This is a genomic window from Acinetobacter sp. YH12235, assembly GCF_013417705.1.
In the GTDB taxonomy this organism is placed as follows: domain Bacteria; phylum Pseudomonadota; class Gammaproteobacteria; order Pseudomonadales; family Moraxellaceae; genus Acinetobacter.
Map to the genome: position 1 here is coordinate 109,341 of NZ_VPDL01000005.1, position 25,216 is coordinate 134,556.

The following is a 25,216-nucleotide window of genomic DNA, read 5'->3' on the forward strand; positions in this document are numbered from 1 at the left end:
GTTGACTAAAAATAATTGCGGCTCAGTATAACAGAAGCCTCCGCCAAGATTGGAACAGAGGACAGATCATTTACAAAATCACTGGACACGCTTTGCTTGTATAGATTTTTCAGTCCATCTGCGCTACTGCGATGGACAGATGTTTTTTGCTAAACTGCAAATCTGCCGAAGGAAAATCCCTATGTCTTTACGTGAAGAACGCAAGCACCAAAGCCGCCAGGCCCTCCTCGATGCTACCTTGGCATTGAGCAGCCGTGGCTATGCATTTAGCAGCATCAGCCTGCGCGAAATCACTCATGAAGTCGGGCTGGTGCCTGCTGCGTTTTATCGACACTTTCAGAATATGGATCAGTTGGGCCTGGAACTTCTGGATCAGGTGTCAATTCATCTCAAAGGTGTGCTGAGTCAGTTGGGACCTGCAGATTTTTCTCTGGATGAGCTTTCAGCCAAAATCGAACTGTTTTTTCAAGCAGTCGATGCCCATCCCGAAGCCTGGACATTTGTCAGTGCCGAACGTTGGGGCGGTTCCAACATTCTCAGACAAGGGATTGAGCGGGAAATTCATTATCTGACCCAAGATTTAAGGCATACCCTGGAACAGATTCCAGCCGTCCAGCAATCTCCTTCTCCAGCCGAATTAACCGCACTGGCACAGATCTTAGTTCCTCTCGCATTAAACTGGGCTATGGGCTGGATTCAGCTTCAGGCACAGCCTGATCCTGCACTGCGGCAAACTCGGATAAATGACTTCAAAGCGCAAAGCCTAAAGCAGTTAGAACTGTTATTTCGTGGAATTTTATCTCAAGCCTGAGATCTCATCTGAGTGAAATCTATTTCGCAGTTCAATTTTATCCTGACATAAAAAACCCGCATATAACAGCGGGTTTTTAGATTCATGCAGATCTGGTTTTATTTAGCTTTACGCTCTTTTTCAACCAGATAATTTACCACTTGAACCACTTTGGCATCATCGCCCTGAACCACATACTTACCATTTACGGTTACCGCTGGTACGCCGCTTAACTGATAAGTCGCAGCCAGATTTTTGGCCTGTGCGATTTTTGAAGAAATCGGGAATGATTTATAAGTGGTATTAAATTTCGCTTCAGAAATACCATAACGGGTATAGAACTTAGCCAATTGAGCCTGTTCCAGAATTGGCTGTTTCTTCGCATGAATATCATGGAATAGCTGCAAATGTGCTTTTTGACGAACACCTAGAGCTTCAGACACATAATACGCACGAGCTGCCTGTTCCCATAGTGGATTCATCGCGGCTGGGGTACGCACGAAACGTACATCTTTAGGCAATTTTTTTAACCAGCTTTGCATGTGTGGTTCAAGAGAATAGCAGTGACCACAGCCATACCAGAAGAATTCACGGACTTCAATTTTCCCCGGCTTTTCAACTTTTACTGGATTCGCCAGGACTTGATAGTCTTGACCTGCTACAAAGTTGGCGGCCATTGCACTGCCAGAAAATGCCAAAACAGATGCGGCTACAGTGCCTAAAATAAATTTTTTCATTGGGATTATCGTCCTCTAAATCATTATGTCTAATTTATGGCTTCACTATAAAGTAATTATGCCGGTTTCGTTTTTATTCTGTGAACTTTTTTACAGCTTTTATCGCTTTTTTTTCCAGAATCGCTACACTAAACAAGTGTACTGATTTACAAGAAGTTAAATCTGTGTATACCGCCTCTGGGCGAACTTAAATTTTAAATAATCACGACTGATTGAGGTAACACCGATGTCGCAATTGAATGTTGATCCACAAGAAATTGCCAAGTTTGAAGCATTTGCAGCCATATGGTGGGATCAGCATTCCGAGTTCCGCCCATTGCATATGATCAATCCGTTGCGTCTCAACTGGATTGATGAACATGCTGGTGGCTTGAGCGGCAAGAAAGTGCTGGATGTGGGCTGTGGCGGGGGCATCCTGTCAGAAAGCATGGCGCGCCGTGGCGCTCAGGTGCTGGGCATTGATATGGGCGAAGCGCCACTGAATGTGGCACGCATCCATGCTGAGCAGGAAGATGTTAGCAATATTGAATACCGTCAGATTCCGGTAGAACAGCTGGCAGAAGAGCAAGCCGGTCAATACGATGTGGTTACCTGTATGGAAATGCTGGAACATGTACCTGATCCAGCCTCTATTATTCAGGCCTGTTATAAACTGGCCAAACCAGGTGGTCATGTCTTCTTCTCGACCATTAACCGTAATCCAAAATCTTATCTGTTCGCGATCATTGGTGCAGAATATATCCTGCGTATGCTGGCCAAAGGTACACATGATTACAGCAAATTCATCAAGCCGTCTGAACTGGCGCATGACATCCGTAATGCCGGTTTAAAACTGAAAGATATGACTGGCCTGCATTATAACCCGCTGACCAAGCGTTACTGGCTGGCACCGAATGTTGACGTGAACTATATGGTGTATACCGTTAAAGAAAGTGCGCAAGAGGCTGCCCAATGAAGGCGGTTCTATTCGACCTAGATGGTACTTTAATTGATACTGCGGCTGACTTTATCCGGATTATCCAGCATATGTGCCGCGAAGCCGGCCGTGAAGTGGTTGAAGCTGATCTGATCCGTACCCAGGTTTCAGAAGGTGCCCGCGCTATGGTCAAATTGGTCTATCCGGAACTACAACTGGAAGATCCAGTGTTTTTGAATCATCGCCAGCGTTTTCTGGATATGTATGGTGCAGATATTGCTGTGGATACAGACCTGTTCAGCGGAATGTATCCTCTACTTGAAGAATTAGAGGAAAATGATATCCCTTGGGGAATCGTAACCAATAAACCGCGCTGGTTGAGCGAAGCTTTACTCAAAGCTTTAAACCTGACCGAGCGCTGTGCCGTACTGGTCTGTCCGGAAGATGTAACTCGAACCAAGCCAGATCCGGAGCCAATGTATCTGGCTGCCCAGCAGTTACAGCTGGCTGCAGAAGACTGTATCTATGTCGGTGACCATCCACGGGATATTGATGCTGGCCGCAATGCCAAAATGTATACCATACTGGCAACATACGGTTATTTACCACTGCAATACAAAGATGACTTAACAGCCTGGCAAGCCGACTATATAGTGAATACAGTGAATGAGTTACATCAGCACATTCAGAAACTGGTCTTGAGCGAGCCAAGTGTCCTGTCTTGATTCCTGAAACTACTGAAGACACTTAACAATAATAATGAGGAGGTAGATAATGAAGTATTCAGAATATCAACCTCGCCCCGATCTGTTAAAAGATCGTATCATCCTGATCACGGGTGCGGGCGATGGCATTGGTCGTGCAGCAGCAATCAGCTATGCCCTGCATGGGGCGACTGTAGTTCTGCATGGGCGTACCTTAAACAAGCTTGAAGTCATTTATGACGAGATTGAAAGCTTGGGGGCGCCGCAACCTGCCATTCTCCCATTGCAGTTATCTAGCGCCTCTGAACGTGATTATGAATTATTGCTCGACACGCTCGATCGTCAGTTTGGCCGTCTGGACGGGATTTTGCATAATGCCGGTATTTTAGGCGAGCGAGTGCCACTGGCAGATTATCCGGTTAATGTCTGGGATGATGTCATGGCGGTTAACCTTCGTGCGCCTTTTGTGATTACCCAAGCCCTGTTACCTCTGCTGGAAAAATCCAAACATGCTTCGGTGGTCTTTGCCAGTTCCGGCGTAGGTCGTGAAGCCCGGGAATGCTGGGGCGCTTATTCAGTTTCAAAAATTGCCATTGAAGCAGTGAGCCAGTTATTTGCCAAAGAACGGGTCAATTCGAATATCCGTTTTAACTGTATCAATCCAGGCGCTACACGTACCGCAATGCGTGCCAAGGCTTATCCGAATGAAGATCCGAAAACCTTACCGACACCGGATTCCATCATGCCAGCCTATCTGTACCTGATGGGTGAAGATAGCTTGCATATGAACGGTCAAAGTATTGATGCGCAGGACTAATCTTTAATTGACACCTATTTAAAAGCCAATGTCCGCATTGGCTTTTTGTTTTTTTTAAACTCTATAAAGATAAGACCCATTTGAAAGCTGGCTTATTCTTCTGCCCAATTCATCCAGATTTCAGACTGAATCAGCCAGACCTTTCTTATTTCTACAATACTGTCTTTATTCAGTTCGCTGCAAATTCCCCTATACTAGCGCCAACAGATTTTTATTTGAGTGCAACATGACTGACTTAAACAACATCACCGTGACGACTTTGGAAGATGGCATGGTCTCTCTGCTGGTCGATCAGCAGCCGATCTCTGAAAAATACGGCATGAAGTTTGATGCCAGCATTGTCGATGACATTCAGGCACTCGAAAATGGTCAAAAACTGAAACTGTTTGACCAGTTTGTCTTTTCCCATACCGATCTGAATTTTGAACATTCCTATCATTATGTGACGGGTATCGAAAAGCTGGGCGATCGTTATCAGGTAGCGAAACACTTTGTCTATCGCATCAAGATCGAAGGTCAGCCTGAAATTGAACATGTGATCAGCAATCAGGGCAAAGCAATGACAGCAGAAGATGTGCGTACTTTTATTCAGGCACATGTACAGAAATCCCTAAGTGACTATACTGATCTGAACTATGCCTATTAAGATCGTTCATTAGATCCCGAAAGAGCACATTTACGGATGATGCTCTTTTTTTATCCTTAAATTCTTTAAAAAACAGACATAAATCGTTTTAACGAATCAATAATATAAAATTATTCGGTTTCTCAAATTAATATAAAATTTTTATAATGCTTTTCAAGTTAAATCAAAGCGAAGGAAAATTAAATGGCAGACCAAAAACGTAAAACTGAAACTATTCGTCGTATTGAAAACTTGCAGTTATCAACTGCCCTGATTTTGGCTTTAGAAGATGCAGTCGAGGCAGAGTCTGTGGCTGAAGCCATTCAGTCCTTACAGGGTTTAACGGAACAGTGGAACTGAAAAATTGCAATGACCAAATCAAGATCCGGTGTTTAAAAAGAATATTTTTCCACTAATTTGAGACGGTTTTGATACACAATTCAGGACATTGCGCTTGCATCTTGATCCCGGTTTTGCTGAAATGCCAATGGGGCTGGGCATAACTGGTCAACTGACTGAAGTGCATCCTAAGCTTATGTAAAATCATGGCATAATCATAATTTCTCTGTAATTGATATAAAACTTCAGCCAGTTCTTCACAGTTTCTCTGCAATTTTTCCGTACATTAGTTACTGTAGAAAATGAACAATTGAATGAGGGCTCAACATGAAAAAGGTTCTGGTAGCATTGGCGATGTCCTGCAGTGCATTCATGCTGGCAAATGTTGCAAACGCTGCCCCTCATTTCAATGATGAACAGCGTATGGAACGAGGTCCGGGTCATCATCAGGCCAAGAAAGCGCTTGAGTTCCATGACGATCACCAAGACCAGTATGATAAACGCCGTATGCGTGAAGAACGTGGTGTTAAACGTCTGCAGCAGTTACGCTGGCAGCCTGGCTATGTCATGCCGCAGCATTATCGCAGTAATGGCTACAAGGTCGAATATAAGGACCATAAACTGCCTAAACCAGACCGTAAGCAGCAATGGTACAAAGTCAACAATGACTACATTCTGGTGAACTCTGAAAATAACAGTATTGTCCGGATTATCGGAGACTGATTTAGAACCTGATGCAAAGCCCAACCTCGTTTGGGCTTTTTGATTTTTCGGATGAGCCTTTTTAGGCTTTTTCTTATTTTAGAGCTTTCCTTTTAATCGTGGCTAATCTCCTAAATTCCTTCATGAATTTAACAATTCCACTAAACTGGCCTCACGCTTTCTATCTACTTATTCGCTAATTTAATCTCATCGAAAACATGTACAGATTTTTAGGTGAGAGCCATGAAAAAAGTTTTAACTACAATTGCCTTATCTCTTAGTGCGCTGGTTGCTACTTCTGCAATGGCAGCACCGCAGCATCATGATCCACGTTATGCACCGCATAAACCAGCACCGCACTGGGATCATAAAGATGCGAAAAAATGGGATGACCGTCGTTATAACAACCGTGGGGTTAACCCAAGCCGTGACTGGCGCGTAGGTCAAAAACTGCCAAACCAGTATGACAACCGTCGCTTTGAAGTCAGTGGCTATGAAGCACGCCGTCTGCCGAAAGCAGGTAAAAACCAGCAATGGTACAAAATCAATGGTGACTATGTGCTAGTCAACGATCGTAACGACAAGATTGTTCGAATCATCAACTAATCATTCTCTTTTCTGCCCTTCTAGCAGACACCTGAAGCTCGCTTCAGGTGTTTTTTTATCTCTGTACTTCCACTTCAGTATTTTTTCATTAGAATCAAAGCTAGATCTTTAAATATTGAAATAGGCACAGCTATGACTGCAGCAGAAACCTCACCGAGCAACACCTTGCAATATGTGCACTGGTTTCGCCATTCTGCGCCTTATATCAATGCTCATCGCAATAAAACCTTTGTGATCATGTTTGATGGTGAAGCGGTATTGCATGACAACTTTCAGCACATCATTCATGATATTGCCCTGCTCAATTCTTTAGGAATCCGTCTGATTCTGGTGCATGGCGCACGTCCGCAGATTAACCAGAATCTGGCTGCGAGTGGTTTCGAGACCCCTTTCCACCAGCAGCGTCGGGTGACGACACGTGAATCCTTAAGCTGTGTACTGAATGCTGTAGGATCGATCCGTTTACAGATTGAGGCGCTATTATCGATGGGGCTGGCTAACTCACCCATGTATGGTGCGCGCATTGATGCCGTTTCTGGAAATTTTGTGACAGCCAAACCTTATGGCATCCGTGACGGGGTCGATTTTCAGTTAACTGGTGAAGTTCGGGCGATTGATACTGATGCGATTCAACGTCATCTGGACAATCATAATATTGTGATTCTCGGTCCGACCGGCTATTCAACGACAGGCGAAGTTTTTAACCTTCTAGCTGAAGAAGTTGCAACCAAAACTGCGACCCGCCTCAAAGCAGATAAACTGATTATCTTGGGTCGACAGCATGGTCTGCTCGACAGTAAGGGCCAGTTAAAACGGGAAGTAACCCCACAGCAACTGGATGACTATATTCTTTCTGATGAACAGGATATTGAAATTCGGCTCCAGCTCAAGGCCGCTCAGGAAGCTTCCCGAAATGGCGTCAATCGTGTTCATCTGATTTCATATACCTATGACGGCGCCTTGCTGGAAGAACTGTTCACCCGGGATGGTTCCGGCACCATGATCACCGATGCGCATTATGAAGAAGTGCGTATGGCCGACATTCAGGATGTTGGTGGCCTGATCCGCTTGCTTCGCCCCTTGGAAGAAGAAGGCATTCTGGTTTACCGTTCGCGGGAACGTCTGGAAAATGAAATTGACCAGTTTGCCGTAATTGAGCGTGACGGCATGATTCTGGCTTGTGCTGCCCTGTATCCGATTCCGACTACGGGCAATGAACTGCGTTCTGCAGAAATCGCCTGCGTTGCAGTAGATCCAAGTTACCGTCAATCCAACCGCGGTAGCCAGATTCTGCATTATCTGGAAGATAAGGCCAAAAGTCTGGGTATTCAGCAACTGTTTATTTTAACGACCCGTACTGCACACTGGTTTCTGGAACAGGGCTTTGAACCGGCATCAGTAGATGATTTGCCCGATGCCCGACAGGCTTTTTATAATTATCAGCGCAATTCAATTGTCTGCAAAAAGTCACTTTAAAGTGACTTTTTTTATGCGCTCTCATATCTTTATTTTAGATAACGATATTCATAAAACCTGCATTCAGTATAAAAATCTTATTGCTGATTTTCTAATAAGCATATCTGGTCACTTTATTTAGAATAAATAGTTTTATATTTCATTATCTTATACCAATTACTCTTTCTTCCTAAATTAATATGTAAATCACTTTCCTGCATAAGTTTTGCACTTTTTTATTTATCTTTTTTCTTCATTAGAAATTCCTGAATAGTTATTTTTTTAGAAAAGTAAAAAGCTTTAGCGTATGCCTAAGCTCTTCATTTCACATTTCTAAATTTTCAGGAGTTCTGATTCATGCGCCAATCACACATTCAATTATTCACAAAAACTGCGGTCCTTAGTGCTGCGGTGGCTGGCGTGATGATGCTTTCTGGCTGTGGCAAAAAACAGGAAGCCGTGACCCTGAATATTGGTTTCCAGAAATATGGCGTACTGCCGATCTTAAAAGAACGTGGCACCTTAGAAACGTCATTAAAAGAACAAGGCGTGAATGTGAAATGGGTTGAATTCCCGGCTGGTCCTCAGTTGCTTGAAGGCTTGAATGTCGGCAGCGTATCTTTTGGTGAAGCCGGTGAAGCGCCACCGATCTTTGCTCAAGCAGCGAACTCAAATCTGGTCTATGTGGCCAATCAGCCTGAAGCACCGAAAGCTGAAGCGCTAATCGTACAAAAAGATTCGAATATCCAGTCAGTTCAGGATCTGAAAGGCAAACGTGTTGCCTTAAATAAAGGCTCAAATGTTCATTACTTACTACTTAAAGTCCTTGAAGCCAACAATCTGAAACTCAGTGATATCGAAGTGGTTTACCTGCCACCTTCTGATGCCCGTGCCGCTTTTGAACGCGGTGCTGTCGATGCCTGGGTGATCTGGGACCCGTTCTTCGCTGCAGCAGAACATCAGATTGGTGCCCGTGTCATCGCAACGGGTGAGAACATCATCAGTAACCATCAGTTCTATCTGGCAGATCGCAAGTTTGCTGAAGCCAACCCACAGATTATTGAAGCTGTCGTGAATGAACTCAATCTGACCACTGAGTGGGTCTCTGCTCATCAGGATGAAGCCGCCAAACTTCTGGAAAAACCAACAGGTCTGGCATTTGATGTATTGAAAACGTCTATTTCACGCATGGGTTTTGGAGTAAAACCACTCACTCCCGAAGTGGCACAAAAACAACAACAGGTGGCTGATGCCTTTTATGGCCAGCAACTGATTCCAGCCAAACTGAATATTCAATCTGCAATTATCGCGAAGTAAACCAAAGAACAATTTAGGGGATTTAATCATGACTCAACATCAGCTACACAACAAAGCAATCACATGGTTCAAGACCTCCAGTCATGGAATGAACGCTGCATTAGTTGCTTGCGCGATGTTGGGTTCAAGTGCCGCTTGGGCAGTAGATCCTTCTGTTAAACAGCTTCGTGTGGGCTATCAAAAAGCTTCTGTGAACCTGGTCATTGCCCAGCAGCAAAAACTGTTTGAAAAAGAATTTCCAAATGCAAAAATCAGCTGGAATGAATTCCCAGGCGGACCACAAATTCTAGAAGCATTGGCGGTAGGTTCTATTGATGTAGGTGCAACTGGAGATACACCTCCTGTCTACGCTCAGGCAGGCAATAAGCCATTGCACTATTTTGCTTATGAAACTGCAAAACCTTTATCTTCTGCCATTCTGGTCCAGCATAATTCCAAAATTACCAAGCTGAGCCAGCTCAAAGGTAAACGTGTCGGCGTACACCGCGGTTCAAGCTCACATTATTTACTGGTGCAGGCAGTACGCAAAGCGGGTCTGCAATGGACCGATATCCAGCCGGTCTGGTTAAGCCCTGCTGATGCGCGTGCAGCTTTCCAGAAAGGGGCGATTGATGCCTGGGCGATTTGGGATCCGTACTATGCTGCGGCTCAAGTAGAAGATAAAGCCAGAGTTTTATCTTCAGGCAAGGGCTTAAGTCCCAATTACACCTTTTACCTCGCTTCAGAAAATTTGATCAAAAATCACCCGCAAGCCTTAAAAGGCATTATCAAGCAGGTCAATGTTGCAGATAAATGGGTACAAAGCCATAAGGCTGAAACTGCAAGCATCTTTGCACAAAGTACCGGTCTAAAACCGATTGTCAGCCAGACCTTTATCCAGCGTCGTCCGAATCCGTCTGGTGCGGCACCGCTCACCAAGAAAGTGATTGCCGATCAGCAGGAACTCGCAAACCATTTCAGCGAACTCAAGATCATTCCGAAATCTATCAATATTCAGCAAGCCGTTTGGGCAGGCAAATAATCTAAGGATCAAAGACATGAAAATTTTCTGGTTTATCCCGACACATGGCGACAGCCGCTACTTAGGTACCAGCAAAGGTGCACGCCAGGTTGATCATGCCTATATGAAGCAGATTGCGGTTGCGGTCGATAATCTTGGTTATGAAGGTGTATTAATCCCGACTGGCCGTTCATGTGAAGATCCATGGTTAACTGCAGCCAGCCTGATTGATGCCACTAAAAAACTGAAATTCCTCGTCGCGCTGCGTCCAGGTGTTACTACGCCTGCCCTGACTGCACGTATGGCTGCAACCTTTGACCGTCTGTCTGGTGGCCGTGTATTGCTGAACCTGGTGACGGGTGGTGATGAGCAAGAGCTAAAAGGCGACGGCGTTTATGAAGATCATGCAACACGCTACAAGACTGCAGCTGAATACACCACCATCTGGCGTGAAATCCTGACCCGTTCACATACCGGCGAAAGCTTCACTTTCCATGGTGAACGCTTAAGTGTGGACGATGCCAAACTGCTTTATCCACCAATTCAAAAACCATATCCACCACTCTGGTTCGGTGGTTCTTCAGATGCAGCCGTTGAACTGGCCACTGATCAGGTTGACACTTACCTGACTTGGGGTGAGCCACCTGCAGCAGTGAAAGAAAAAATTGAAAATGTGCGTGCCAAAGCGGAAGCGAAAGGTCGCAAGCTGAGCTACGGTATCCGTCTGCATGTGATCGTGCGTGAAACCAATGAAGAAGCATGGAGAGCAGCAGACGAGCTCATCCAGTATGTGGATGATGCCACCATTGCTGCTGCACAAGCGAAATTCAAGCAAATGGACTCTGTCGGCCAACGTCGTATGGCTGAGCTGCACAATGGCGACCGTAGCAAACTCGAAGTGTCTCCAAACCTGTGGGCAGGTGTAGGTCTGGTACGTGGCGGTGCAGGTACAGCGCTTGTAGGAGATCCAGAAACTGTCGCAGCACGTATTCAGGAATATGCTGATCTAGGTATCGATACCTTCATTTTCTCAGGCTACCCACATCTGGAAGAATCGATCCGTTTTGCGGAACTGGTATTCCCATTACTTCCGCTTGAAACTCAGCAAAAACTGGCTCAGCCAAACCTGACTGGTCCATTCGGTGAGATTGTGGCAAATAACTACACTCCAGATGAGAACAAGAAGGCTGAGAGTATTCAGGAGCCAGCTTAATGTCGAAAGTCGTTTCAGTTGAAACCCTCGCAGAAAAGAAGGTTTCACGTGGAACACAGCTTGGGCAGCGTTTGCTGCCCTGGTTAGTTCCTGTCGGATTAATTCTACTCTGGCAAATCGCGTCGAGTACCAGTTTGCTGGAAAGCCGCATTTTGCCTGCACCAAGTGCCGTAGTCATCGCGTTCTGGAATTTGCTGCTCAGCGGTGAATTGTGGACACATGTCAAAGTGAGTGCTGGCCGTGCCTTAAGTGGTTTATTAGTAGGTGGTGGTCTAGGGCTGATTTTGGGTCTACTGAATGGTTCATCCAAAACGGCTTCTACCCTGCTGGATACCACCTTGCAAATGATCCGTAATATCCCGGCTTTGGCCTTAATTCCACTGGTCATCTTATGGTTCGGGATTGATGAATCAGCCAAGCTGTTCCTGGTCGCGATTGGTGTGTTTTTCCCAATCTACATCAATACCTATCATGGGATTCGTTCAGTCGATCCCCAGCTGATTGAAATGGGTAAAAGCTATGGCCTGACTCGCTGGCAGCTTTATAAAGAAATCATCCTGCCAGGGGCAATGCCTTCAATTCTGGTCGGCCTACGTTTTTCACTTGGTCTGGTCTGGGTACTGCTGATTGTGGCTGAAACGATTTCTGCCCAGTCCGGTATCGGTTATATGACCATGAACGCGCGTGAATTCCTGCAAACTGATGTCGTACTGGTGGGTATTTTACTGTATGCCCTGCTCGGTAAACTGGCAGATGTCCTAGCCGTGGCCTTAGAACGATTCCTGCTGCGCTGGCATGCTGGCTATCAAAAATAATTGAAAAAATATTGAGGAGCATGTGATGACTGATCTCAGCTTAGGGCGTCTTGCCAATGATCCGACTGCAGTGCAGGAGCCTGCTGCAACCGACATCAATCCCAATGCCGTTGCGGGTGCCGAAATCATTATTGAACAGCTGCACAAGTTCTATGGTTCGGTGAAGGTACTGGAAGATCTGGACCTGCATATTCAGCCGGGTGAATTTCTGGCGATTGTTGGCCGTAGTGGTTGTGGTAAAAGTACCCTGCTCCGTCTGATTGCAGATTTAGAAAAACAGAGCTATGGCGAAATTAAATTCAAGTCCGCACGTCATATCCGTGAAGGCATCACCGCTGATGATATCCGCGTGATGTTCCAGGATCCGCGTTTATTGCCATGGCGCAGCATCGAACAGAACGTACAACTTGGCTTACCAAAAGACCAGCATGGCAATGCTTCACAAATGCTGGAGAAAGTCGGCTTAAAAGAAAAAGCTGGGCTTTGGCCTTCACAATTATCTGGTGGTCAGCGTCAGCGTACAGCTCTGGCACGTGCCTTGTCACATAAGCCACGTATTTTATTGCTAGATGAACCACTTGGTGCGCTGGATGCCCTGACCCGTCTGGATATGCAGAACCTGATTGAAAAATTATGGACTGAACAGGGCTTTACCGCGATTCTGGTCACCCACGACGTGAGTGAAGCCGTACAACTGGCAGACCGGATTATCCTGCTGGATAAAGGCCATATTGCCAAAGAGTTCAAAGTTGATCTTCCACGTCCACGACAAAAGAATGTGAAATTCGCCGAACTTGAACAGCAGGTTCTGAATGCCGTTCTGGCAACCTAAAATGTGAGGGAATCTGGAATAACTGTTTATTCTGGATTCCTTATTTCGAATCAAGAGAATATCTGTCTCACTGATTATTTATTCAGCAATTGGCAAAATTTCAACTTCATTCATTAATTTTATTTTAACTTTATGATGCTTCAAGGTAATAATTAGTACTTAAAAAATCATCAACCTTTTCAAAAGCTTGGTTTTTAATTCCTGCGCCTTAAACCGATACTAATTATTTCTTTAATCTAAAGAATAAATCATCATTATTCATAAAATTAGCACCTGACTTGATGCACAAATCTGATGATTTGACGTACAATTAAAAATTCCCTTTTTAATTGTTTTTAATATTTGCTGATGGAACAAAAAAAGAGTACTCAAAAACGCAACCAGCTGCTGAATGCTGCGCTCGATGTTTTTTCCCTATACGGTTTTAATGGGGCGAGTTTAGATGAGATCGCGCAAATTGCAGAAATGCATAAGTCGAATATTTTCTATTATTACGAAAATAAAGAGGCGCTCTATGTAGAGGTTTTAACGACCGTTCTACAAAAATGGCTGGCACCTTTACAAATGCTAGAAGCTGATCTTGAGCCTGAAGAAGCGATTACCAATTATTTGATGCAAAAAATTGAAGTATCGCGTACCCAGCCTAAAGCTTCACGCCTGTTCGCTCTGGAAGTGATTCAGGGTGCGCCGCACATTTTAGAAATCTTAAAAGGTCCATTGAAAAAACTGGTCAAGCGTAAAGCCAAAGTGATTTCAAACTGGCAGGAACAAGGCAAGATTTCTAAAGATATCGATCCTGAACTGCTGATTCTGAATATCTGGGCGGTAACCCAGAACTATGCAGATTTCGCGACTCAGATGGAAATGGTAACAGGCAAGACCTTACGTAACCGCAGCATGCAACAACGGATTATCCAGCATACTGTACATATGATGCTGTACGGCGTACTTCCGCGTACACAAGAAAAATAGGTCAACGCAAAAATTATTTGGCATACGACCATAAATTTTATGGTCGCCGACCCCTTCTCTCACCCTTTATTATTATTTTAACGTTCGATATAAATTCAATAATTTCTGCGCACCCAGCAGCAGATTCTCTTCCCAGTCCAAGTGAGCGCTATCATCTGCACCGTCAGTAATATATTTGACTGAAATCAGGCGCACATCCAATTTTCTGCATACCTTGGCCAGCGCATAGCCTTCCATATCCACCAGCTGACAAGCCACTTTTGGTAAGTCTATTTCAAAGCTGTCCCCTGTTCCACAAACCCCTTTCGGTAAATGGGCAAAGAACGGTTCCAGATCAATTGCACCCGGCAAATGATTATCCATCGGGGTAATGCCGACGTCAAACCCCAAGGGTGAAACATCCATATCACGTTGCACAAAACGCTTAACTTCGACCAGTTCATGCGCCTTGAAATGGGAACTGCCTGCGGTGCCCAGATTAATCAGGGTCTTACAGCGAGTTTTCTGAATCACTTCAAAAGCCTTAAAAGCAGCATTCACCTTGCCGATGCCACTATAGTGGACTTCTACACCTTCTGCTTCGAACAAACCTTTGGATTCACTGGCCAATGCCATAATGAGTGCCGAATCTGACATGCAAACTACTCGATACTGAGAAAACCGTGACATTAGAAAGCAAAATCCAGGCAATGAAAAGCGGGTTTTTAGATTTCTGTTTTGCAGATCTTTCACTTAAATAACCGCAGAAGATTCTTGGATGGCACACTTTCTTCTTGATGGGTTTTGTGATTTTTCAATAATTTTTTTGCATAAAAACACAACAACAAGACGAATCGTTGAGATTATGGCAATATATAGCCTTTCCTATTTTTCAATTCCCTGATTTCGCCTATGCAGCTGCTCCGTCTCAATGCTTTAGCGTCACATTCTGAATTGCCAAAAACCGCCGTTACGATTGGTAATTTTGACGGCGTGCATCTGGGTCATCAGGCCATGATCAAACAGTTAAAAGCTGTTGCAGAAGCTGAGCAACTAAAAACTGTTGTGATGATTTTCGAGCCACAACCGCTTGAATTTTTTAAAGGTTATGAAGCACCGCCGCGTATTTCCTCTTTGCGTGAAAAAGTGGAATATTTAAGCGAACTGGGTGTGGACTATATTGCGGTCGCCAAGTTTGATCATCATTTTCGTAGCCTGAGTGCCGAAGCCTTTGCCGACATTCTGAAAGATAAACTGAATGCAGCGCATCTGGTCTTGGGGGATGATTTTCACTTTGGTAAAAACCGTCAAGGTAATAGTGAATTCCTGCGAGACTACGGATTTAAGGTTACCAACCTGCATACCATTGCCTTGGATGGTGAACGGGTCAGTTCTACCCGCATCCGTCAGACTCTGCAAGCGGGTGACCTGGCTCTGGCAGCCAAATTACTGGGACGTCCTTATAGTATTACCGGCCGGGTGCAATACGGCGACCAGATTGGTCGTACCATTGATTTCCCGACCATTAATGTCCGGTTAAACCGGCATAGACCCTGTCTGCAGGGTATTTATGGGGTTGAAGTCGTCTGTGAAACCGGATCACTCAGCGCCAAGGTTCAGCAAGAAAATCCTGAACAGCCGGGTATTGCCGGCTATGATCAGGGCAGCCTGTTTGGTGCCGGTCATGTAGGTACCCGCCCTGCGATCAAACAGACTCATCCGGAATGGCGATTAGAAGTACATTTTCCTGATGTTTCTGCTAATCTGTATGGCCTGTTAATGCGGGTAACCTTCTTGAATTATCTGCATGGCGAAAAAGATTATCCTTCGCTTGAAGCGTTAAAGGCCGGAATTGATGATGATGTTGAGAAACTGCTTGAGTTTCGTCGAAAACACCCCACATTTCCCTTTTAATGTCCCGTATTTTTATTGTAAAACGTGTCAGTCTAATGACTGATTAAATTGGAAGACAACTTGCATGAGCGATAAGCAAACTCCTGAAAATGCAGTGGATTATAAAGCCACGCTGAACCTCCCAGGTACTGACTTTGCAATGAAAGCAAATCTGGCAGTACGTGAAGCGAAATGGTTAGAAGAGTGGTATGCCGATGACATTTATCAGCAGATTCGTGCATCGCGAATTGGCAAGAAAAAATACGTGCTTCATGATGGCCCTCCATATGCCAATGGCCAGATTCACTTAGGTCATGCAGTCAACAAGGTACTTAAAGACATCATCATTAAAAGCCGCATCATGGACGGCTTTGATGCGCCTTATGTGCCAGGCTGGGATTGTCACGGTCTTCCAATTGAACTGAAAGTTGAAGAAAAAGTCGGTAAGGTCGGCGTTAAAGTGGATGCGCCTACTTTCCGTAAAGCTTGCCGCGAATATGCATTGAGTCAGGTGGAGCTACAGAAAAAAGACTTCATCCGTATGGGCGTGTTTGGTGACTGGAGCAATCCTTACCTCACCATGAACTTCAAGCAGGAAGCCAACATCGTGCGTTCACTCGGTGAAATCGCGAAAAATGGCCATATCCAGCCAGGTCTTAAACCGGTGAACTGGTGTCTGGACTGTGGTTCAGCACTGGCTGAAGCTGAAGTTGAATATGAAGATAAAAAGTCAGACGCGATTGACGTGGGTTTCACCGTGGTGGATCTGGCGGATCTGTCTGCACGTTTAGGTGTTGAAGTTAAAGACTCAACCGATATCGTGATCTGGACGACTACGCCTTGGACCCTGCCTGCGAATCAGGCGGTTGCTCTGCACGCTGAAATTGAATACCAATTGGTTGTTGCACGTGGTGAAGATAAAGCGGCGCAAAACTTTATCCTGGCTAAAGATCTGGTTGAATCTGCGACTGAACGTTATGGCTTTAACGCGGTTGAAGTGATTGCCGATTTTGCCGGTGCGAAACTTGAGAATCTGGTACTACAACATCCTTTAATCGCTGAGCGTCAAGTGCCAGTTATTCTGGGTGAACACGTTATTGCAACCAGCGGTACTGGTGCTGTACATACTGCACCTGGCCACGGTGTGGACGATTATAAAGTTGGTCTGCTGTATAACCTGAAAGTAGATAATCCAGTGGGCGGTAATGGTGTGTATTTACCGACTTCACCACTATTTGCAGGCGAACATATCTACAAGGCCAATCCACAAATTATTGCGGCGCTTGGCGAAGCTAACAAGCTATGGGCACATAAGCCGATCAAGCATAGCTACCCGCACTGCTGGCGTCATAAAACTCCGATTATCTTCCGTGCGACCCCACAATGGTTCATCAGCATGGATGAAAAAGGTCTGCGTCAGGGCGCATTGAATGCCATTGAAAATGACATCAGCTTCGTTCCGGATTGGGGTAAAAACCGTATCCAGGCAATGATCGAAGGCCGTCCGGACTGGTGTATCTCACGTCAACGTACCTGGGGTGTGCCAATCCCATTCTTCGTGCATAAAGACACCAATGAACTGCATCCTCGTACACCTGAACTGATCGAAGAAGTGGCTAAACTGATCGAACAGGAAGGTATTGATGCCTGGTATAACCGTGAAGCGAAAGACTTCATTGGTGATGATGCTGAGCAGTACAACGCGGTTCGCGATACCTTAGACGTATGGTTTGACTCTGGTACAACCCACTATGCAGTGCTGCGTGACCGTGAAGAATTGACCGATCCGGCTGATCTGTATCTTGAAGGCTCTGACCAACACCGTGGCTGGTTCCAGTCTTCATTATTGACCTCTATGGCAATCAATCAACGTGCGCCATATAAAGGTCTGCTGACTCACGGTTTCGTGGTCGATGAGAAAGGCCGCAAGATGTCGAAATCGCTGGGTAATATCATTACTCCGCAAGACATTATCAAGAACATGGGTGCAGACGGCCTGCGTTTCTGGATCGCTTCAGCAGATTACCGTTATGAAATGACCGCAGGTAAAGAAATCTTTAACCGTGCATCAGATGGTTACCGTCGTATCCGTAATACTTTGCGTTTCTTGCTGGCAAACCTGAATGGCTTCAATCCGGCAACTGATGCCCTACCTGTAGATCAACTGATTGCACTGGATCAATACATCCTGCAACGCGCCAATGATGTACAGGAAACCATCAAGAAAGCATATGAAGATATGAACTTCCATATCGTGACCAATGCCTTGACCAATTTCTGTATTAACGACCTCGGTGGTTTCTACTTAGACATCATCAAAGACCGTCAGTACACCACTAAAGCAGACTCGCAGGCACGTCATTCTGCGCAAACTGCGCTGTATCATCTGGTACAAGCCTTTGTTCGCTGGATGGCGCCAATCCTGAGTTTTACTGCTCAAGAAGCATGGCCATTGATTCCGGGTCAAAGCGAGAAATATGTCTTTACTGCTGAATGGTACGATATTCCAGTTTCAGCACAGGCAAATCTGTTATCTGAAGCAGACTGGCAAACCCTGATTACAGTGAAATCTGCGGTGAACAAGCACATTGAAAATGCGCGTAACGAGAAACTGGTGGGTTCAAACCTGTCTGCCAAAGTTGAGCTGTGGGCCAATGATGAACTGAAAGCTGTTCTAGACCGTCTGGGTGATGAGCTGCGTTTCGTTCTGATCACTTCTCAGGTGATTGTGAATCCGTTTGATGCTGCTCAAGGCAATGATGCTGAACTTGAAGGTCTACGCGTGAAAGTATCTGCGGCAGATGGCGAGAAATGTGTACGCTGCTGGCACGTGCTTCCTGATGTGAATACACATGCCTCACATCCAGGACTATGCGGTCGTTGTATTATTAACCTCCCGAGCGGCCAAGGTGAAGAGAGAAAATATGCCTAACCCACAGCAGAAAAAGGGTCTGTTCCAGTTCTATCCTCACAATTTGTGGTGGATCGGACTGGCTATTCTGGCGATCATTCTAGATCAATGGACCAAATGGATTGCGGTAACACATCTGGAATATGCAGATCCGGTGCCCGTCCTGCCCTTTTTAAATTGGACACTGTTACATAACTATGGCGCTGCCTTTAGTTTCTTGTCCGATGCTGGTGGCTGGCAACGCTATTTCTTTACCTCTCTTGCAGGTTTAGTGTCTGTGGTTTTCGTGTTCTGGCTGATGCGTATGCCAAAGAGCATGAAAGTCTTGCCACTAGCAGTTGCCCTGATTCTGGGTGGTGCTATTGGTAATCTGATTGATCGCATTTCTTTAGGTTATGTGGTCGACTTTATTCATGTCTATTATCAGAACAGCCACTTCCCTGCTTTTAATATTGCGGATAGTGCCATTACTTTAGGTACGATTCTGCTGCTGATTGATACGTTTTTCCTGGAAAAACACCGAATTCAACGTGCACAGGCGCAACATGACTGATTTTATTAATCCTAACGAGGAAACTCGTGTTGAAGACGGCTCTAAAGTCGAGCTTCATTTTTCTGTCGCGATCGAAAGTGGCGTAGAAATTGACAATACCCGTAGCCGTGAAGAACCGGTAAGCCTGACCATTGGTGATGGCAACCTATTACCAGGTTTTGAAAAAGCCTTAATGGGCTTGCGTGCCGGTGACCGTCGTACTGTCAGCCTTCCACCCGAAGAAGCTTTTGGTCCGTGGAATCCTGAAAATGTTCAAAAATTTGATACGGTGAAATTTGGCGAACGTCCGATCGAAGGTCACATGATCGAGTTTGAAGACAAGGCCAAATCGACTTTGTATGGCGTAGTAAGATCCGTAAATGATGATATTACCGAAGTGGACTTTAATCATCCTCTTGCAGGTAAAAATATCACCTTTGAAGTCGAAATCTTCAAAGTCACTCCGGCTGGCCAGCAAGGCGTGAAGCTGATGTAATATCAGCTAATCACATGATTTAAAAGAGCTCCTTCGGGAGCTTTTTTAGTTTCTAGATACAAATCCTCTCTAGTCTCTATTAATAAATCTGATTAATTTAATTTGATGAGAATACGATAAGAAAGGGAAAGATATGAAAATTTATATTGTGGTTGGCAGTGTGCGTGAAGGACGTACAGCAATTAAGGTCGCACATTGGGTACTACAGGAAATTAAAAAATATGGTTTTAGCACGCTTGAAACCGAACTTGTCGACTTAAAAGAATGGGACCTTCCGCTTTTTGCTGGTTCTCATCCCCCATTGACCGGTATTTATGATCAGCCGAAACAGCAGGAATGGGCCGACTTTATTGCTCTTGCGGATGCATTTATTTTTATCAGTCCTGAATATAACCATGGCTATAGCCCAGCATTAAAGAATGCCCTGGATTATCTGGCCAAGGAATGGCAAGGCAAACCGGCAGCTTATATCGGTTATGGTGTCACCAACGGCTCACGTTCCATTGATCAGATCCGTCAGGTCGGCACTCAGCTTGGCATGGTGGATACCAATGCGATTGTAGAGCTGCGGGACATTTTTAGTCGCAATAAGGACTACAGCTTTGAAGGGAATGAATTCGAAAATAAAACACTTAGAGATGTCGTGGATAAGCTGATCCAATATGTCAGTGCCTGAGGACGACAGCGATGTGCGCTTTAGCCTACAGGCAGCGCAGAATTTGTCGGCTATTCCCACTTTCAGTTCAAGGCTATAGTTTGATTCATAGACAGACAGGAAGTCTGCAAAGCGATACAACAACAATAAAAAGCGCAGAGTAACAGGACGTTGACAGGTTAGACAGGAGTCAGATCTGAGAAGCAAATCCAGAAAAGCCTCAACAGGATGTTGGGGCTTTTTTGTATTTAAAATCTGGTATTTTTCTTAAAAAAATCAGATTTCTACATTAAAGCCTAAATTGACATCACAGGCCGCTTGCCCACCGCGGATTCCCCAATTTTCCAATGGACTTTCTCGCAGATGAATCAGAATATGATCAGGCGGAATGCCCAATTTTCCCAAGCTTTCTATAATCTGCTGATACAGTTTGCGCTTGGTCTCCAGACTTCGGGCAACGAAGCAGTCAATAGTGATCAAGGTAAAGTATTCAGGCTGGGCCAGATGAGCCCATATATTGAAAACGATGGGCTTCATGTACCACCAGCCGGATATTACGATCATAGTCAGGCAGTTGAAAGGCATTTTTCACACAGTGAAATACGCTGTCGAGTAACTGCTCTTCATCAGCCTGAGAATACTGTTGCCGGACTTCAATTTGAACGGTAGGCATGTGCTTCTCCTTTTTATTATTTTATTGAATTCTTTTAAATATTTTTTTATTGAATAGAGAGATGAGCTTCAATAAGGTCTTCTATCTCTACCATATCGCAAAGTTATCCTGATAACTTAGGATTTAATCGGATAAATATTTTCAAGTGACCTTGTCGCCTCTGGCCTACAGCAGATGCGGTCAATGCCTCTACTCGGTCTTTCTGACTCAGGCTATATTGAGTACATACCAAGACAGGAAGTCTTGCAAAAACAAGAATAAAACATCGGCAGGATGCTGATTGATACCGGAGGATAGGTATCTGAGCTAAATTTGAAAAGGCCCTCACAGGAGTTGGGGCCTTTTTCTTTCATTCTGATATTAACTATTTAGCTTTTTACTGAGATGCGATCATATTAAGCAACTTGGCTTTTGGACCATCTTCAATCACCCAGAGTGAGCCATCTTTGGCCTGAATCGCACCACGAATCCGCTCTTTCATATCCAGTCGCTGTATTTCTTTCGCAGGATTTTGAGTGGTATCGATTACAATCATTGCCTGAGAAGACAGACCTGTAGCAATGGCTTTATTTTTCCATTGAGGAAAGCTATTGCCAGTATAGAACAGCAAGTCTGAAGGAGAGATTACGGGAGTCCAATCTAATGCCGGTGCTTCGAACTCTGGTCGGGTACTGTGATTTGGAATCGGCTTGCCATCATAATGCTCCCCATTAGAGACAATCGGATAGCCATAATTTTTGCCCTTCATCACTTTATTCAGCTCATCACCACCTTTAGGCCCCATTTCAATCACCCAAAGCTGCCCTTGTGGATCAAATGCCAGACCGAGAGGATTACGGTGTCCCAGACTCCAGACCTGCTTGGCAATTTCACCCTGATTCATAAATGGATTATCGGAAGGAATTGAACCATCATCATTCAGACGAATAATCTTGCCGGCATTGGATTTCATATCTTGAGCTGGATTAAATTGCTGACGTTCACCCGAACTGATCCAGAGTTTGTTATCTGAGCCAAAGATAATCCGGTGCCCATAATGGCCCTGACCGGAAGAAAATTTCGGTACCTGAGTCCAGATTTTTTTGATCTGAGTGAGTTGTGGTGTGCTCTTGGTGAGATCCAACTTGCCACGAACCACGACTGCACCATAACCACCCTGCCCTTGTTCAGCATAACTGAGATATACCCACTGATTCTTGGCAAAGTCAGGATGGAGTACAACATCGCCTAAGCCACCTTGTCCGCCATAGGCCACTTGAGGAATACCCTGAACAGTTTGAGTGCTGCGATTGGCTGGATTAAATAATTTTAACTTTCCAGATCTTTCGGTAATCAGTAAACGTTGATCTGGCAGCTCAGTCAGTGCCCATGGCTCATTCAACTGCGTAAATTCTTTAACTTTATAGGCTTGCTGTGTGGTTTTGGCAGAGGATTGCCCAGCTGCCGGTGATGAAATCTTGTCTTGGGCACAGGCAGTCAGGCTATAGGAACCTAAGCCTAATAATAAAATTGCTGCAATTTGAGTTTGTTTCATTGTTATTTTTCATGCTAATTTCATTCAGATAAGTACCAATTTAGCATTCCAGACAGCGGCTAAAATAATAAAAAAGTAAAGGAATCGTAAGCGGATATAACATAATCTCAATAAGATAGCTGATGTATTGATTAGATTTTTTATTATTTAATATAGGCTGAATCACGAAGAATTTTCGCCTGATACAACCGCTGATCTGCTGTTTTCAGTAAACGGTCAACATTTCTATAGATATGTTCAGCATCCATAATCGCTGCCCCAACACTGATACTGATCCAGGTCTTGTCATCCCCACGATTGGCATGTTCCAAATTGAGCTGACGAATGACCTCACAAAGTTGCTCGGCAAAAGCTTCGGCTTCCTGCGAGGAAATATCTGCCAGTAAAACCGCAAATTCCTCACCCCCATAACGTGCCAGAAAGCCATTTTCAGGCAATATTTGCTGAATGGTTTGAACCAGTGTTTTTAAAATATAATCACCTTTGAGATGACCATAATAGTCATTATAGTTTTTAAAATAATCGACATCGATCATGTAAACAGCCAGCGAAGTTTGGTTTACGATCGCATGTTCATATTGCTGCTGAAGCTGTTCATTTAAGGCAAAGCGATTATAGGCACCTGTCAGCGAATCCAGCCTCACCTGCTGCGCGAGTTTCTCATTAAGCAGAGTAATATCACGTGTACGGTCCTGAACCTTCTGATCAAGTTCTTTATTCAGGCGCAAAAGCTGCTTGTTTAACAACTCGGTATTAATACTTTGCACCGCATAATTACGGCTGAGCTGAAAGGTAATTAAAATAAAATAGGCACAGGAGGTATAAAATGCAATTTCAACTGAATCAATTACCTTAAGCGCAAGTAAATAGTCATGCAGGAAGGTCAGGCAGACCAGCACCACCGCAATAGAATTGATCTTGGAATAACGCACATGCGATTTGTGCATGCGGTAAGCGCCATAAAGCAGATTAATAAAAACCAGTACTGCAATACTAAAGCTTTGGAAAAAGAAGCTCTGGAAGATATAAGGCAGCGTAAACAGGGTCACAGCTACATTGATACTAATTAGCAAAGCTGTGATTTTTAATAAATAAGGATTTAACAGTCGATACGGCAATAAATAGATATAAATCAGGAAGAACAGAGTCGCCAATTCAGTCAGTAAATACTCAAATCGTGTGCCCCATACCCAGGAAATATTCGTGAATAAAGTATAAATAAATGGAACTGCAAAGAAGCTACGCAGGCTCAAGCACAGAATAAATAACCCTAGAAACAGCAGCAAATTACCTGCTTGCGTTTTAAGGCTGCGAAATACTGCAAAGAACACCATAAAGCAGCCAATCATCAGCAGAACGCCACTGATCACACTTAAAGGAATCACCTGATCATAAAACTTATCCAGAATAGGCTGATTAAAGCCAATAAACATGCTGTTTTCCAGCCCGCCACGGATATGGTGATAACTTGAAGCCTGAATGGTAATCGTCACTTCCCGCTGTGAGGGAAAGAAGCCAGCTTTGGCGCCATCATGGTCTGATGCTGACCGTGTATGCCTACCTGCCCTACTTCTATCAGGAGATGATCATCGACATACATGCGATAAGCCCCATACTGGTATGGTACGTAAACATAAACCGCATGATTAATGGCTGATTCAGGCAGCCTGAAGGTTTTTTGAAAAGTTCCAATATAGTCTTTATGACCTGTTAAGGTCAGGAAAGAATTAGGTAAATGAACTTTTTCAACAGCCAGAGTCTGATTAGAGGAAGTTAACTGAGATGGTCACTGCCCAGAAGTGGGATCAATCAGCTGATTGGGGTAGAAATCCCATTCTCCATCGAGTTTGACATACTGATGATGATCAAAATTTAATTCTGTTACAGCGTATAGCTGTGGAGAAATCAAACTGAGCCATATCAACACAAATGTGTTTATGAGAATCTGCTGCATATGACTCAGAGAATAAAAAATATTTACACGAGTAGTATAACATTTTACAGCTGATCAGAGATTATACAGCTGTAAAAAATTAGTCGTTAAAGAGAGAAAAGTGATTATATAAATATAAAAAAAGCCCCCTGCGTGAGCAGAGGGCTTTTGGAATAATGAGCTGGCGATGACTTACTCTCACATGGGAGACCCCACACTACCATCAGCGCTAAGAGGTTTCACTTCTGAGTTCGGGAAGGGATCAGGTGGTTCACTCTTGCTATGGTCGCCAGCACAACTGGTATGCTTACTCGCTATGGTCTTATCTACGTTGCTTGCGCTTCGTTTGCCTAGCTTTCTTCAAATAGAATGCATTAACAGATGTATCTGAGTTCTTGCGAGTAGAACTAAGCAGTGCTTAATTATACTCTCATTTGTTCGATTAGCTTAACTAAATCAAGTTTTTGTCTGATCGTTAGATCAATATGAAATCAATTGATGCTTTATATACAACTGCTTGGGTGTTGTATAGTCAAGCCTCACGAGCAATTAGTATTGGTCAGCTTCATGCATCACTGCACTTCCACATCCAACCTATCAACGTCGTAGTCTTCAACGGCTCTTTAGGAGACATAAAGTCTCGGGGAAATCTTATCTTGAGGTAGGCTTCCCGCTTAGATGCTTTCAGCGGTTATCCCTTCCGAACATAGCTACCCGGCGATGCGACTGGCGTCACAACCGGTACACCAGAGGTTCGTCCACTCTGGTCC

Annotated in this window: 24 protein-coding genes, 2 rRNA genes and 1 pseudogene; 20 read left to right on the top strand and 7 right to left on the bottom strand. The window is 44.4% G+C overall.

Annotated features, from left to right (window positions below):
* The first annotated feature begins 181 nt into the window (after window positions 1-181).
* Window positions 182-811, top strand: coding sequence for a TetR family transcriptional regulator (locus tag FTV13_RS04240; protein WP_034704013.1), 630 nt, complete (start codon window positions 182-184; stop codon window positions 809-811).
* A 98-nt stretch (window positions 812-909) separates the two neighbouring features.
* Here the strand turns inward: FTV13_RS04240 and FTV13_RS04245 are convergent, their stop codons facing one another.
* Window positions 910-1,527 carry a thiol:disulfide interchange protein DsbA/DsbL gene (locus FTV13_RS04245; RefSeq protein ID WP_004781380.1) on the bottom strand — a complete coding sequence of 206 codons (618 nt, stop codon included), beginning with the start codon at window positions 1,525-1,527 and terminating at the stop codon, window positions 910-912.
* A 226-nt stretch (window positions 1,528-1,753) separates the two neighbouring features.
* Between FTV13_RS04245 and ubiG the strand changes: the two genes are divergently transcribed.
* The 14 genes from ubiG to FTV13_RS04315 all read left to right on the top strand — a co-directional run bounded on the left by ubiG (window position 1,754) and on the right by FTV13_RS04315 (window position 13,840).
* A complete protein-coding gene (gene ubiG / locus FTV13_RS04250) occupies window positions 1,754-2,482 on the top strand; it encodes a bifunctional 2-polyprenyl-6-hydroxyphenol methylase/3-demethylubiquinol 3-O-methyltransferase UbiG (RefSeq protein ID WP_034704015.1) in 729 nt (242 codons plus the stop codon).
* The gene (locus FTV13_RS04255; protein ID WP_180011120.1) at window positions 2,479-3,168 is read left to right on the top strand and encodes an HAD family hydrolase; all 690 of its coding nucleotides are present in this window, start codon (window positions 2,479-2,481) and stop codon (window positions 3,166-3,168) included. The genes ubiG and FTV13_RS04255 overlap by 4 nt, the downstream gene beginning before the upstream one ends.
* A gap of 49 nt (window positions 3,169-3,217) precedes the next feature.
* Complete coding sequence (locus tag FTV13_RS04260) at window positions 3,218-3,964, top strand: YciK family oxidoreductase (RefSeq protein WP_004781375.1); 747 nt, start codon at window positions 3,218-3,220, stop codon at window positions 3,962-3,964.
* A 226-nt stretch (window positions 3,965-4,190) separates the two neighbouring features.
* A complete protein-coding gene (locus FTV13_RS04265; RefSeq protein WP_180002558.1) occupies window positions 4,191-4,610 on the top strand; it encodes a hypothetical protein in 420 nt (139 codons plus the stop codon).
* A gap of 183 nt (window positions 4,611-4,793) precedes the next feature.
* The gene (locus FTV13_RS04270; RefSeq protein ID WP_004781372.1) at window positions 4,794-4,949 is read left to right on the top strand and encodes a hypothetical protein; all 156 of its coding nucleotides are present in this window, start codon (window positions 4,794-4,796) and stop codon (window positions 4,947-4,949) included.
* A 306-nt stretch (window positions 4,950-5,255) separates the two neighbouring features.
* The gene (locus tag FTV13_RS04275) at window positions 5,256-5,651 is read left to right on the top strand and encodes an RcnB family protein (protein WP_180011122.1); all 396 of its coding nucleotides are present in this window, start codon (window positions 5,256-5,258) and stop codon (window positions 5,649-5,651) included.
* Between the two features lie 222 nt (window positions 5,652-5,873).
* Window positions 5,874-6,236, top strand: a complete 363-nt coding sequence (locus tag FTV13_RS04280) for an RcnB family protein (protein WP_166137582.1) — start codon at window positions 5,874-5,876, stop codon at window positions 6,234-6,236.
* A gap of 132 nt (window positions 6,237-6,368) precedes the next feature.
* A complete protein-coding gene (argA, locus tag FTV13_RS04285) occupies window positions 6,369-7,712 on the top strand; it encodes an amino-acid N-acetyltransferase (RefSeq protein WP_179991887.1) in 1,344 nt (447 codons plus the stop codon).
* A gap of 336 nt (window positions 7,713-8,048) precedes the next feature.
* Window positions 8,049-9,008, top strand: a complete 960-nt coding sequence (locus FTV13_RS04290) for a sulfonate ABC transporter substrate-binding protein (protein ID WP_179991886.1) — start codon at window positions 8,049-8,051, stop codon at window positions 9,006-9,008.
* Window positions 9,009-9,096: 88 nt separating this feature from the next.
* The gene (locus tag FTV13_RS04295) at window positions 9,097-10,029 is read left to right on the top strand and encodes a sulfonate ABC transporter substrate-binding protein (RefSeq protein WP_227607501.1); all 933 of its coding nucleotides are present in this window, start codon (window positions 9,097-9,099) and stop codon (window positions 10,027-10,029) included.
* 16 nt (window positions 10,030-10,045) lie between these two features.
* Window positions 10,046-11,221, top strand: coding sequence for an FMNH2-dependent alkanesulfonate monooxygenase (ssuD, locus tag FTV13_RS04300; protein ID WP_166137591.1), 1,176 nt, complete (start codon window positions 10,046-10,048; stop codon window positions 11,219-11,221).
* Window positions 11,221-12,036 (top strand): aliphatic sulfonate ABC transporter permease SsuC, encoded by an 816-nt coding sequence (ssuC, locus tag FTV13_RS04305; RefSeq protein WP_166137594.1) that lies wholly within the window; start codon window positions 11,221-11,223, stop codon window positions 12,034-12,036. Before ssuD ends, ssuC begins: the two co-directional genes overlap by 1 nt.
* A 25-nt stretch (window positions 12,037-12,061) precedes the next feature.
* Window positions 12,062-12,868 (top strand): ABC transporter ATP-binding protein, encoded by an 807-nt coding sequence (locus tag FTV13_RS04310; protein ID WP_180011124.1) that lies wholly within the window; start codon window positions 12,062-12,064, stop codon window positions 12,866-12,868.
* 348 nt (window positions 12,869-13,216) lie between these two features.
* Window positions 13,217-13,840, top strand: a complete 624-nt coding sequence (locus tag FTV13_RS04315; protein ID WP_005232857.1) for a TetR/AcrR family transcriptional regulator — start codon at window positions 13,217-13,219, stop codon at window positions 13,838-13,840.
* Between the two features lie 72 nt (window positions 13,841-13,912).
* Here FTV13_RS04315 and FTV13_RS04320 read toward each other — a convergent pair whose 3' ends face one another.
* Window positions 13,913-14,476, bottom strand: a complete 564-nt coding sequence (locus FTV13_RS04320; protein ID WP_180011126.1) for a 5'-nucleosidase — start codon at window positions 14,474-14,476, stop codon at window positions 13,913-13,915.
* Between the two features lie 255 nt (window positions 14,477-14,731).
* Between FTV13_RS04320 and ribF the strand changes: the two genes are divergently transcribed.
* The 5 genes from ribF (at window position 14,732) to FTV13_RS04345 (ending at window position 20,327) form a co-directional block, all read left to right on the top strand.
* Window positions 14,732-15,733 carry a bifunctional riboflavin kinase/FAD synthetase gene (gene ribF, locus FTV13_RS04325; protein ID WP_034705207.1) on the top strand — a complete coding sequence of 334 codons (1,002 nt, stop codon included), beginning with the start codon at window positions 14,732-14,734 and terminating at the stop codon, window positions 15,731-15,733.
* A gap of 64 nt (window positions 15,734-15,797) precedes the next feature.
* Window positions 15,798-18,644: an isoleucine--tRNA ligase gene (ileS, locus tag FTV13_RS04330; protein WP_179991879.1), complete on the top strand. Its 2,847-nt coding sequence runs from the start codon at window positions 15,798-15,800 to the stop codon at window positions 18,642-18,644.
* A complete protein-coding gene (gene lspA, locus FTV13_RS04335) occupies window positions 18,637-19,176 on the top strand; it encodes a signal peptidase II (RefSeq protein WP_004781354.1) in 540 nt (179 codons plus the stop codon). Before ileS ends, lspA begins: the two co-directional genes overlap by 8 nt.
* Window positions 19,169-19,651, top strand: coding sequence for a peptidylprolyl isomerase (locus FTV13_RS04340; RefSeq protein WP_125278879.1), 483 nt, complete (start codon window positions 19,169-19,171; stop codon window positions 19,649-19,651). The genes lspA and FTV13_RS04340 overlap by 8 nt, the downstream gene beginning before the upstream one ends.
* A gap of 133 nt (window positions 19,652-19,784) precedes the next feature.
* The gene (locus FTV13_RS04345) at window positions 19,785-20,327 is read left to right on the top strand and encodes an NADPH-dependent FMN reductase (protein WP_180011127.1); all 543 of its coding nucleotides are present in this window, start codon (window positions 19,785-19,787) and stop codon (window positions 20,325-20,327) included.
* A 255-nt stretch (window positions 20,328-20,582) separates the two neighbouring features.
* On the opposite strand, the pseudogene FTV13_RS04350 reads toward FTV13_RS04345, so the two are convergent.
* The 5 genes and pseudogenes from FTV13_RS04350 to FTV13_RS04370 form a co-directional block, all read right to left on the bottom strand.
* A pseudogene (locus tag FTV13_RS04350) lies at window positions 20,583-20,979 on the bottom strand (tautomerase family protein).
* Between the two features lie 376 nt (window positions 20,980-21,355).
* Window positions 21,356-22,513: a PQQ-dependent sugar dehydrogenase gene (locus FTV13_RS04355; protein ID WP_180011128.1), complete on the bottom strand. Its 1,158-nt coding sequence runs from the start codon at window positions 22,511-22,513 to the stop codon at window positions 21,356-21,358.
* Window positions 22,514-22,656: 143 nt separating this feature from the next.
* Window positions 22,657-24,006, bottom strand: coding sequence for a GGDEF domain-containing protein (locus FTV13_RS15830; protein WP_180011129.1), 1,350 nt, complete (start codon window positions 24,004-24,006; stop codon window positions 22,657-22,659).
* A 619-nt stretch (window positions 24,007-24,625) separates the two neighbouring features.
* Window positions 24,626-24,740 (bottom strand): 5S ribosomal RNA (gene rrf, locus FTV13_RS04365).
* A 234-nt stretch (window positions 24,741-24,974) separates the two neighbouring features.
* Window positions 24,975-25,216, bottom strand: a 23S ribosomal RNA gene (locus tag FTV13_RS04370); the annotation flags it as partial.